9 protein-coding genes are annotated in these 12,355 nt (G+C 41.9%); 6 read left to right on the top strand and 3 right to left on the bottom strand.

The features are described from left to right. Positions 1–3: 3 nt before the first annotated feature. Positions 4–1,584 carry a phage tail sheath family protein gene (locus DRW42_RS02750; protein ID WP_113947316.1) on the bottom strand — a complete coding sequence of 527 codons (1,581 nt, stop codon included), beginning with the start codon at positions 1,582–1,584 and terminating at the stop codon, positions 4–6. A 530-nt stretch (positions 1,585–2,114) separates the two neighbouring features. On the opposite strand from DRW42_RS02750, the gene DRW42_RS02755 reads away from it, so the two are divergent. Then, positions 2,115–3,953 carry a M60 family metallopeptidase gene (locus DRW42_RS02755; protein WP_158544261.1) on the top strand — a complete coding sequence of 613 codons (1,839 nt, stop codon included), beginning with the start codon at positions 2,115–2,117 and terminating at the stop codon, positions 3,951–3,953. Between the two features lie 89 nt (positions 3,954–4,042). On the opposite strand, the gene DRW42_RS02760 is transcribed toward DRW42_RS02755, so the two are convergent. Continuing rightward, positions 4,043–4,513 (bottom strand): hypothetical protein, encoded by a 471-nt coding sequence (locus DRW42_RS02760; RefSeq protein ID WP_113947318.1) that lies wholly within the window; start codon positions 4,511–4,513, stop codon positions 4,043–4,045. Between the two features lies 1 nt (position 4,514). Then, the gene (locus DRW42_RS02765; RefSeq protein ID WP_113947319.1) at positions 4,515–5,453 is read right to left on the bottom strand and encodes a cytochrome P460 family protein; all 939 of its coding nucleotides are present in this window, start codon (positions 5,451–5,453) and stop codon (positions 4,515–4,517) included. Between the two features lie 180 nt (positions 5,454–5,633). Here DRW42_RS02765 and DRW42_RS29040 point away from each other — a divergent pair, with 180 nt between their 5' ends. The 5 genes from DRW42_RS29040 (at position 5,634) to DRW42_RS02785 (ending at position 12,351) form a co-directional block, all read left to right on the top strand. Then, positions 5,634–6,098, top strand: a complete 465-nt coding sequence (locus DRW42_RS29040) for a hypothetical protein (RefSeq protein ID WP_208643481.1) — start codon at positions 5,634–5,636, stop codon at positions 6,096–6,098. 24 nt (positions 6,099–6,122) lie between these two features. Further along, positions 6,123–6,731, top strand: coding sequence for a LytR/AlgR family response regulator transcription factor (locus tag DRW42_RS29045; RefSeq protein WP_208643482.1), 609 nt, complete (start codon positions 6,123–6,125; stop codon positions 6,729–6,731). 170 nt (positions 6,732–6,901) lie between these two features. Continuing rightward, entirely contained in the window at positions 6,902–7,495 is a 594-nt protein-coding gene (locus DRW42_RS02775; protein ID WP_113947320.1) for an RNA polymerase sigma factor, read from the top strand. Between the two features lie 173 nt (positions 7,496–7,668). Then, complete coding sequence (locus DRW42_RS02780; RefSeq protein WP_113947321.1) at positions 7,669–8,808, top strand: FecR family protein; 1,140 nt, start codon at positions 7,669–7,671, stop codon at positions 8,806–8,808. Between the two features lie 237 nt (positions 8,809–9,045). Further along, positions 9,046–12,351: a SusC/RagA family TonB-linked outer membrane protein gene (locus DRW42_RS02785; RefSeq protein ID WP_158544262.1), complete on the top strand. Its 3,306-nt coding sequence runs from the start codon at positions 9,046–9,048 to the stop codon at positions 12,349–12,351. Positions 12,352–12,355 lie beyond the last annotated feature (4 nt).

Here is a 12,355-nt window from a genome sequence, read left to right on the forward strand (position 1 = left end):
CTGTTAATTGGAAACCGCCATTTGCTGCTGAAAGGTGATTACAATAAATTCGGCCGGATGGACAACCGCAACTTTTATGGTTACATTCATATATCCGTTCAGAATATCATCCGCAGTCATGGTTGTTCCCAAACCACAATCAACCGAGTAAGCATCCGCAGCAGAAGCGCCCTGTAAACCGCCCTCTTTCCAGATGGAATTTAAAAAACTGCTGATCATGGCCTTAACAGCTTCCCAGGTATTTTTTTCGTTCGGTTGGAACACATAAGCCCGGGCAGCCAATTTACACGACTGTTCAATCATAATCATGGTTCTCCTTATTGAAATATACCTCCAGTCCTGACTGTTGCCATCCAAAGTTCTGGCACCCCATATCAATATGCCCATGCCATTAAAAAAACGGATCGCATTGATGGATTTACCCGAAAGCGCATCTACATTCAAACCGGCTTGCTGAGTTTCTGATAACCAGATCGGCAAAGAAACAGCACCAATAATAGGAGTATTTGCAGGCGATTGCCATGGCCCGATCTGATTATCGGTAGTGGTGATTACACCGGCCATGCCGCCACTCGGAGGAAGAATATTGGCTATAGCGAGCACCTGATTAATAATGCTGCTATATAATTTGCTGGCAATGAGCAAAGCATTATGGTACTGCGTTACGGTTAGCGGTGCCCCTGCCGGATTTAGAATTTGATTAAGAATTGTTGCGGCGGCCTGATCAGGATTTGATGGCGGGCTTAATAATGGCATCAACTGTTTAACATCCCCGCCGAAAAGATTGGTGTAGTTAATATCAGTGTTCTGCATTATGGTAGTGCCGATAAACGGATAATAAGCGGCTCCGTAGTTTAAACAATTTGCACCGGTATTTTCCCTGAATGTAGCTATATCTTTAGTATAGCCTATCGGATCGGGATTCCGGCCACCAATGACATCAAAAATACTGATGGCTGTTTGCATATTTCCACACTGTTGTAACATTTGCTGCATCAGTGTTCCATTTTCAGCAACGGATAATAAGGTAGCTTCCGGACAGATGTACATGGTAGGCTCCTGCTCGTTTAGCAGTAAGGGCAGTCCGCCTTCCAGATCAGCAAGTTTTACATTTGGGTTAATCAGTTGCTCTCCTAACGCAATTGGTTTACCTGATGTAGTACCATACGACCCTACTGATACAATATAAGCTTCGCCACCACCATTTTCGTAAAACAGTTTAATGCTGTTATAGAGGTAATAAATGGTATTTGGATCAGGCAGAATAGCGTAATATATGCCATCAATAAGCATGTAATCGCCTTCTGTTGGCTGGCCTTTTTGTTTCATAAGATAATATTCCGGGCTGTATTGCACAGCCTGACCTGCGGGCGCTGCCGGGTCGGGAAAACAGTAAAAAGCCTGAAAATCGGCAAAAGAATAAATTTTCTGTGCCACATTGGTAAAAGATTTCCCCTCGTAGTCCGCTCTTGGTGTGTAGCCAATAAACGCCGGAATGGCGGTAGAAACTGGTACTACACTATTGGGAAAGGCATTCAGCTCATTGATGTAAACCCCTGGAGTTTTAATGTTAGATTGAGGCATATATTTTTCTGTTGTTTGGTTTATCAATAAGTAAAACGCAGGTTAAAACCCGGGATGCAAAATGTATCCTGAAATTAACATACGCTATTTTAACATCTTACAGGCATATTTCAGAGCGCCGGATTCTCTCCTCCTCATAGCTGCTGGTTGTACCAAATATCAACAAAAGAATTAGAAATAAAACATTAACCGGGAACGTATTTTCACCCTATTATCAATCATGAAATAGAATTTTTGATGATTCTGATTTTTGCCCGACCCTCCTTCCGAACTGGTTAATATCCGGTAATTTGTGGTTAAAATAAGATTGTTTATAAATACTAAACAATGTTTAATTTTATTTTGTTGTATTTATTATATTACACCGCTATCTACCTGCCGCTTCGAACAGAATTAAATTCTTCATTCACAAACAACACCTTAAAATACTCATAATAAACACTTTAAATCATTTATCAAAACATTAAACAATTAAGAAAAATAAAACAGTCAACCTAATCAATCGTCCTAATCCTAAAAAAATGAATTACATGATTTCAAAAACAATGCTACCGCTTTTATTAGCGGTAGTATTACTTGGTAGTTGTAAAAAAGCACAAAACCTTCAGGAAGAGCAGCTTAAAAAACCAGATGCTCAGGCAATTGCCTCAAACCCGCAATTATTATCCACTATTGGTACCAATGTGCAGGAATTTAACCAGTTAAAAGATGCCGCGCAGGAATCGTCGAGGTTGAAATATACTTTCCACTGGACGGATTTTGATCCCACAGGATTTTACGTACCGGCCAATACCCAGCTTAATATTACGGTTGAACAGGTAACCGGCTCTGCCCTACCCAAACTGCTTATTGGTACTTATTACCGGTACAAAGGGACCCAGAATGAACTACCAGCCATTATCCAGCTAACCGCCGGGGTAAATACCATTACCTCCGACCAATATGGAGGGATGATATGGATCCGTTTTACTACAACCGGAACGCCTGATAGTAAAGTAAAAATTACTTTTAACAGCGGACACCTGCGGGTTCCTGTTTTCATCAAAAACCAAACCACGCAAACCGATTGGTCTAACCAATTAAGTACTTACACCTCTCCTGATGTACTCCTGATCGGAGATCATATTTATCAGGTATACTCCAGAACAAGGGCTATCGGTTACCAGCCGCAGGATAACAATTACGTCATTTCAAAAGCGGATGAAATATGGGCACAGGAAAATATTCTTTCGGGCCTTGACGGCTCTGTTCCGCTCAATGCAAATAATATACACAGCAGATTATTAATGACAGAAACCTCCTATGTTGGGGGATATTATGCCGCGGCCTATTATTATGCTACCTCATACACACCTGATGCCTGCGGAGATGTATTTACGCCAAAGATTACAACAACAGCCGGCTGGACCGCCTGGCACGAACTGGGCCACATGCACCAGCAATCGCCCTGGACCTGGAGTACACTTGGAGAAGTTACGGTTAATATATATTCGCTCCACGCCGAACGCATGCTTGGTGTTACCCCGTCGCGTTTAAAAAGGGATAACCGCTGGCCGGTCGTATTTTCTTATCTGTCGAACACTTCTTCAACCAAAGACTATAATTCTACCCCTGATCAAACCGGCGATGCCCCATGGATCAGGCTGTATCTTTTTCATCAGCTTTGGCTGGCTTTTGGCGATAACTTTTACATCCAGCTGCATAAAAAAACACGCGAACTGACGCAAAATCCTTCAGGCGACGAAAATAAAATGCGTTATTTTATGCTTACATCCTGTACCATATCGGGTAAAAACCTGACTAATTTCTTTAGAAAATGGGGTTTTAAGGTTAATGAAAGTATTTATACGGAAATTGCCAACCTTAACCTGCCCCAGCCTACGGTGGAACCCAGTACTTTAAATGAAGAAGGAACCCCATCTATAGAAAATGGTGCCTATTATAAAATTGTATCTGCTGTAAACAACACCAGTGTACTGGATGTAAACAGCAATAGCCCGGCGAACAGCACCATTGTTTCATTATGGTCGCAGAATAATCCGAGCACCAACAACCAGCTCTGGTTATTCAGACGGTTAAGCGGGGGCTTTTATACACTGAAATCAAAAGCGGATACCACAAAAGTAATGGATGTTTCGGGTGGTGGTTCGGCAAATGGCACACAAATTATCGTTTATCAAAATTCGGGATCCAATAACCAGAAATGGAGCGTAAACGATGTTGGAGGTGGTTATTATACACTTTCTCCGTTATCTGCGCCAAATTCGAATGTAGATGTAAATAGTGGTTCAACATCAAACGGCACTAAAATCCAGATCTGGGGAGCCGGAAGCGGAAATAATCAAAAATTTAAACTGGTAAAGCAATAAAACACCCTAAAATTTAGATCACATTACCAAAAGTCATTGCAATGCGATGGCTTTTGGTATTTTTAAGTATTTTTTTTAAGAAATTTTGGTTAGGGCGAAATAGCAACCGGTATAGAAAGGATTGCAGATTCCCTATCATCCTTTTTCATTTCTAAACCTGTGTTGTGCGCCGGTCCTTTGAAAAAAGCATAGTTTTTCTTTCCGTTTTGACCGATAAAAATGCGCTCTACAGTTATTACCCTATCCGGAATCTTTGCCCCAAACCAATCCGGATCGGCCTTTCCTTTCCATGTTACCAGATAAAGTACCGAACCTGCAGCATAATCTGCTCCATCTTTCAGGCGTTTGGCGGCAGTGCTGTTACCATACAGGGTAGCCATTGTTTGTGCTTCAGGTTGCAGGCTAACGGCCAAAGGTGTCAACTCCAAAGGATTTTCGGGTAATTTGGATATGCTAATTTTTGAAGCTTCTTTATTAATGCGATCAGAAACCGGTGGTTTGCAGCTCACGATTAATAATATAATGAAGGAAAATATTCCTACGGTGAATGATATTTTCATTTTATTTTCGATTTAAATCATTAATGGCAAGTGGTGTGGTAAATACATAATCATTATTTCGTTCGGGCCTGTGGCAGCTAATGCATTCGGTATCAAATTTTACCGTTTTACCATAAGGAAGCAGGTTTTCGCCCTTCCAGCGGGCCCAGCCCCAGCCCTTTGTATGGGCATATTGTTTGGCATTTTTGATCATAAACTCTACCTGTACAAACTGGCCTGCGTAAACACTGCCATCTTTGGCTTTCTGTTGTTTCCAGGCAGTTTTAGCGAAGATGGTTCCATCAGGCCATGGATTTATTTTGCCGGTGCGGATGGCTTCTACCGCTACCGGATTGCCAAAAATGATGCGGATGGTGCCATTATCGAAACGCTCGGTGGTACTTATTGCTTTCCAGTTACGGTAATCTGGCAGGTAAGCGATCCCGTTTGGTGATTTTTTAACTCCCTGAACAGCTTGTTTTTCTGTTGCTTTTTCTGCGTTTTCTACATCAGCGGGTTTGCTTACCGCATTGTTTAACAGATATGTTTTTAACAAATCAATATCTTCAGGATTCAATTTTGCTGCAGGATGTAACGCAGTGTAACTGCTTAAAGGCATTTCTTTGGAGAGGATGCCGTTTAAGGCAAAATATAACATGGCATTACGCTGTGGAGTAGCAAGCGAATCCCAATGCGAAAAATCGAGGGATTTTCTGCCGTCACGGATATGTGATGCCACCAGGAAATTAACCGGCGTTAGGCGATCGAACCAACGCCATTGGGTTTGGTCAGAGTGACAGTCGAAACACGATGTTTCCAATATCTTTGCTATTTTTTGGGGTACACCAGTTAATGCTTTAGCCTGGGGTGTTTTTGCTAAACTTATCTCTTCCGGCCTGATCAGTTGTGCCAGCAAAACCAGGGCAAGGATACAGAGCACGATTTTAAATTTGAGTTTCATGGATTTTCTTTTTGATCAACCAAAATTAGTCATACAGCCTCCTTTAACCTATTATAGTTCTGCGAAAGGGATAAATTTAAGCTTAAAGGCGAATTAAGCGCTTTGAATAATCCGATCTTTTTAAGACCTTGAGCCCGCAACTCCGGTTAAATTCAGTCTGGAGATTTTTTACCACCTCACATGTTAAAAGGGCGATTACATATTCTACTTTTTGTTGCCGTAAGCATCACCGTAATGCTGATCAGTTACTTTTCTTTTCGTTACCTCTATAATAGCGCTGCTGAAAAACTATGGGCCAGCAAAATGGAATCGGGTGCCAGAGAAAGCAGGGAAATTGGCCGCTTACTCGAGCAACAACTGCAGAGTGGCCTTCCGCAGGAAAAGGTAATCCACAACCTGCAGCAAAGCATAGAAAATACCGATACACAGGGCGAGTTTATCTGTATGTATGATAAAAACGGTATAGAACGCTGTCACCCCAACCCGGCTCTGATCGGGCAGAAAATAGCAGCAGGCAATTCGATGCTTCTATCTGGTAATGGATCAATTCCTTTTAACGAAGCCATTGCCCAACAAAAAAGTATTGGCGGTACGAGGAGTTTTCCTAAGGCAAAAAACAGGAGTTCAGAAATCGTGAATATTTAGCCGGTTAAGGGCAGCGATTGGGTGGTGGCGGCACATGCCAATATTGAAGTACTACAAACAGAACTCTCTGGCCTTTATACCCGGTTTGTGGTTTGTTTTTTGGCTACGGCCCTGATTATTATTGGTAGCTGTTTATTGCTGATCAGACAGATTTACGGCAAGTATGAAAAAGCGGTTTCGCTGGAAATCAGCACCTTGAACGAAAAAGTAAATACCCTGGGCAGTTTAAATGAACAACTGGCTAAGCTACAGCAGGAAAATGCGACTGTTAAGTTAAATCCAGACAAAGAAACTGTTCGGAAAAGAATTATCACCTATTTAAAAGATGAGTTGATCCATCTTGAGGTAACTGAAATTGCCTTTTTCTTTTTAGATGGCGCAACTGTAAATATCATAACGTATCACAACAAAAAATATTCGACCACATTAAGCCTGGATGAATTGATGAAACAGCTTGATGACGAACTTTTTTACCGTGCCAACAGGCAGTTTATCATCAGCCTGAACTGCATTAAAACCATTTATGTTTATGGCAAAAATCAGTTAAAGATTGTGGTTTCGCCTGAACCCGAAGAAGCCATATTGATTAGTAAAAACAAGGTATCGGAATTTAAAAAATGGCTCGACCGGTAATTTTTACTCAGAGAGAATCATTGTAAAGCAATTGCTAATACCTGCGCCTTTGAGGAAAGACATTACAACAGATTTTTTACAAAAACTGCGTTGTAGCGGGTAAAATAATTGTATTTCAGTTATAAATTTATATTTTAGGCCATTCAACAACCTAATTAACTTCACATCCCATGCCCATACTTCCGGAAAGCGGTTCAATGGTGAGCACCCCTGAAAATAAGGGTAAGGCTTTCGAACTGGCTTTTGAAAAATATTGGGCACAACTCTACCATCATGCCCTGCGCAAACTGAACGATCAGGACATGGCTGAAGACCTGATACAGGAATGTTTTGTAGTGCTTTGGAACAACGGCGACATGCTGGCAAAGGAAAGCGAATTACAGGCTTATCTTTATGGTGTGCTCCGTCATAAAATTCTCGATGTTTACCGGAAAGATGAAGTGCGTTTGCGTTATGCTGATCGTTTTGCTAAAAAACCTCAAAACTATGCCCTGGCTGCAGATGAGCAAATGATTGCAGGCGAACTTCAAAAAATCATCGATGAGGAACTTGCCCTGATGCCACCACGAATGGTCGAAATTTACCATCTTAAACGCGAACTTAAACTTTCGGTATCACAAATTGCTGAAAAACTGGGCATATCGGAGCAAACTGTCAAAAATCAGAGCCACCGTGCAGCCGAGCGTTTAAAACAACGCATCATGGCTTACGATTCTTCCCTGCTGATGCTCGGAATCTCTATGCTTTTAAGGATAAAATCATAATACTGCCTTATCAATCTTTAATTTCTTTCTATAATTTTCTAATTCAAGGCTAATTCCAGCCGCTTATCCGATATATTTTAAAGTTTTTTTCAGTTTTCTTAAAAAAAATTAAAACCGGATGGTACTTTTTAAAAGTATAAACGATATACCTTAAAACCTATAGAAAATTTAACGTGCAACAAGAACTCATTAAAAAATATCTCGAAGGAACAGCAACTGAAGAAGAACGTACCGAAGTAGAATTCTGGTACGCTTCGGTACAGCTGCCTTTTCAGCAAGGGCGGGATCAGGATGCGGTCCGCTCGCGCATATATGCCAAAACGCAGCAAATGATTGCTGATGAACCAAAAGTAAAGCAATTTTCGTGGCTCAACTGGCGACTACTGAGTACCGCTGCAGCAATACTCCTCGTTGCAGGTATTGTTTTCGTGGTATTTAATAACCAACAGTCTGCAGAACGTAACGCGCTGTTGGGAAATGCCCTGTTCAGAAATGATATTGCACCGGGTGGCGATCAGGCGGTGCTTACCCTTGCAGATGGACGAATAATATCGCTCGATACTGCTGCTGATGGCAAACTGGCTGGATTAACAGGTATAGAGATCAGTAAAAACAAGGGTGTAATTGTGTATTCGCCAGTAAGCGGGAATCTTTCATCAAACCGGTACAATACTTTAAGTACGCCTAAAGGTGCAAAATATGAACTGGTGCTGCCCGATGGATCACATGTATGGCTTAATGCGCTTTCGAGCATCCGTTATCCCGAAGTTTTTAATGCCAGCCAGCGTAATGTTGAAGTAAAGGGAGAAGCTTATTTCGAAGTGGCACACCTGGAAGCGAAAGATAAAAAATCGCGTATTCCGTTTGTTGTACAGGCCGGGAATGAACAGATTGAAGTATTGGGCACACATTTTAATGTGCATTATTATCAGGGCGACGCAATCCAGCTAACCACACTTCTTGAAGGTGCTGTAAAAGTTTCTTCAAAGGGAAAATCGGTGTTGTTATCGCCGGGTGAGGCTGCCGGTACTCAAAACGGAAAACAGGAAATCCAAAAATTCACCAATGTAAATACTGAACTCGCTGTGGCCTGGAAAGAAGGTGAGTTTCAGTTTGAAGATGCTTCAGTACCCGAAATCATGAACCAGATTGCCCGTTGGTACGATGTAGAAGTGATTTATCAGGGCGAAATCCCTCAGGAACACTTTAGTGGCAAGGTTTCAAGAACAGAAAACCTCTCGGAGGTAATCGAAATCCTAAAACGCGGGGGAATCCGCTTTAAAATAAATGAACGTAAAATAATCGTCTATTAGAAAAGAATAATACAAACACGATCCGAAACTGGCCAGGCTGGTAAAGGATTGCCGATTGTTTGACAAAAAAACCGGAATGTGCGTCAACACATTCCGGATAATACAGTCAGGCGTCGTTTTCAAAAATCGACTAATTTCTTATAACCATCAACCCAACCAAACAAAAGTATGCAAATTTCTACTTTGTATCAACCATGGTATGCAGTCACCAGATGCTACCATAAACTATCGAAGATAATGAAGATATTCACACTGATCATGTTCGTTTGCTGTATACAGGTAAGCGCCACGGTATATAGTCAGAACATCAGTATCTCTGAAAAAAACATCAGTATTGAAAATCTCCTGGAGCGGATCGGAAGACAGACCAACCACACTTTCTTCTACAATTCGGGGCTTTTCAAAAATTACCCTTTGATTAAAGTAAGTTTAAAAGACGTTCCTTTAAAAGAGGCTTTAACCCGGATTTTATCGAGTGCCGACCTTGAATTTTCTATGGTAAACAATACCGTTGTGATCAGCAAGGCCGCTCCAAAACTCCTTGTGGAAACCACTGGAATGAAAGCCGCCATCCTGGTTACAGGTAAAATTACAACCAAAGATGGCGGTGCATTGCCCGGCGTAACCATTACCGCAAAAGGTACCGGCGGTAAACAGGTGTGGATTTCGGATATTAAAGGAGCTTACACCGCACTGCTGGCCAATGGAAATACCAGCCTGGTATTCAGTTACCTGGGCTACCTCAGTAAAGAAGTTAAAATTACAGAAAGCCGCAGGCTGGATATTACCCTTGAAGAAAACAACAGTCAGCTCGATCAGGTACAGGTTTTGGCTTATACCACCACCTCTAAAAGATTGAGCACGGGTAATTCCTATACCATTACCAGCGAAGAACTGGCAAAAAGCCCTGTTCCCAATGTACTGCAGATGATCCAGAACAAGGTTCCGGGTTTACAGATTATACAAAATACAGGGCAGGTTGGCGGATCGTTTAATGTAAAAATCCGGGGCATTAACGGCTTCAATAATGTAGATCCTTTATATATTGTTGATGGGGTGCCCTACCCTGCCGGAGGAACCAATTTTAATCCTAACGGAACATCGGGCGGATTGCCTACGTTAAGCAATAACCGTGGTACAGGTACGCTTGCACAACAGGGTGGAAATGCCTTAAATTACCTGAATCCGGAAGATATTGAAAGCATCGACGTATTAAAGGATGCAGATGCAACCGCCATATACGGATCGAGGGGAGCTTATGGCGTAATTTTGATCACCACTAAAAAAGGCAGTTACAATAAAAACGGCGATCCTTCTTTAAATGTTAACCTTGACCGCAGTTTAAGTGTGGTGGGCACTTTTCCCGAATTACTGGGAACAGCAGACTACCTGATGTTACGCCGTGAAGCACTTAAAAATGATGGTTTGGCTGTTGGGCCAGCAGATCTTGATCTTAACGGAACCTACCCACTGGATGCAGAAACCAACTGGTCTAAAGAACTTACCGATTACAAGGCCTGGAGTACCCGTGTAAACCTGCGTTACAGCGGTGGCAGCGAACTAAGCAGCTACTCAATGAGCGGCAGTTTTAATGATCAGGGTAATGTACTCCGATCTAAAGGATACAATCGTGATGGAGGTCTTAAAGTTGACCTTAGTACCAATACAAAAGATAGAAAATTCAATATAACGGTATCTACCCTGTTCAATTCTACAGTAAATACCATGTTGCCTTATGAGTTTTCGGGCGATGCGGCAACTTTGCGTGCACCAAACGGGCCCTCGTATTTTAATCCCGACGGGAGTTTAAACTGGATTTCAAATGCCAATCCATACGCTTACATCAATACCGATTACCGTGGCGTAACCAACAACCTTTTGGGTAATACCACTTTGCTTTACAAACCCGTAAAAGGCCTAACCATTAAAGCCCTTGTAGGTTATAACCTGCTTACGGGTAACGAGCTGCGCCAGGTTCCTACCACGGTATTTGCCCCGAATGATGTTGCTGCAACGGCTAAAGCCAATAGTGCAAGCAATGTTTACAACATCCGCACCTGGTCTTTCGAACCTTATGCCAGTTATACCAGGGCATTGGGAAAACGCGGTAACATTACCGCCATTGCAGGTGCTACCTATCAGGATAAAATGATTTATCAGAACCAGATTACCGGAACAGGTTTTGTGGCCGATGCCCGTTTAAATAACCCATCGGCAGGAACAACGGTAACCACCAACTTCAATAAATCGTTAACCCGTTATATGGGCTATTTTGGAAACCTGAACTATAACTGGGCGAATAAATACATCATTAACTTTAGTACGAGATATGATGGATCTACCAAATTTGCGCCGGAAAACCGTTCTGGCTGGTTTGGATCCGTTGGCGGAAGCTGGATCTTTAGCGAAGAAAAACTGATTAAAGAAAATCTTCCCTTCTTAAGTTTTGGTAAACTTCGTGCAAGTTATGGTACCACCGGAGGCGATGGCATACCAAATTATGCTTACCTGGCTACTTATTCAACCGGGACACCATATTTAAACAATACGGTTTTCACCACCAGCGCTTTAGCCAACAGCACCCTTCATTGGGAATCCAATAAAAAACAGGATTACGGAATTTCGCTCGGCTTTTTAAAAGACCGTATCCTGGTTGATGCCAGTTACTATAAAAATAAAGTTTCAGATCAGCTGATCGGTCAGCCTCTTTCCAATGTTACAGGATTTGCAACTGTTACGCTAAACTCGCCGGTTCTGATACAGAATACCGGACTTGAATTTAGCTTATCAAGTTCCAATATCCGTGGAAAAAACTTCAGCTGGTCTACCAGTGCGGTAATGACATTACCTAAAAGCAAAGTAATTTCGATGCCTGAACAGTATCTTACCCCAAGCTTTAACTATGCATTGGGTAAATCGGTCAGCAACATCAAGGTTTATAATTATGTGGGCGTTAATCCCCAAACAGGTGAATACAACTACCTTAATGCTGCAGGTGTGCAAGGTGCCTATTTAACTGGGTTAACCGTTAACGATAAAACCATTAATATAGATCTTGCACCCCGTTATTTCGGAAGTGTTTCCAACTCGTTCACGTACAAAACTATCTCTTTAGATTTTTCGGTAGCACTGGTCAACAAAATGGGTAGTAATTTTCAGGGACAATTGAGTTACCTGCCTGGCTATTTTGACCGTAATACTACTACATGGGCGCTAGATCGCTGGCAGAAACCTGGTGATGAAACAAACGTACCCAAAGCAACAACAAGTTTTATTAGCAGTGCCTTTGGCACATCTATATTCAGACAGAGTTCCGGTGCTTACGAACGTGTTACCTATGCCCGTTTGCAGAACCTGAGTTTATCTTATTCGTTACCTAAGGAATACCTGAAAAGGCTGCACGTAAACAACCTTCGCGTTACGCTGCAGGGACAAAACCTCTTAACGATTTCAAAATACCGCGATCTGGATCCCGAAAATCTCTCTCTGATTTCCCTTCCGCCTTTAAAAGTATTTAACCTTGGTTTAAACGTTACGCTTTAATTTT

Source organism: Pedobacter miscanthi (assembly GCF_003315595.1).
GTDB lineage: Bacteria > Bacteroidota > Bacteroidia > Sphingobacteriales > Sphingobacteriaceae > Pedobacter > Pedobacter miscanthi.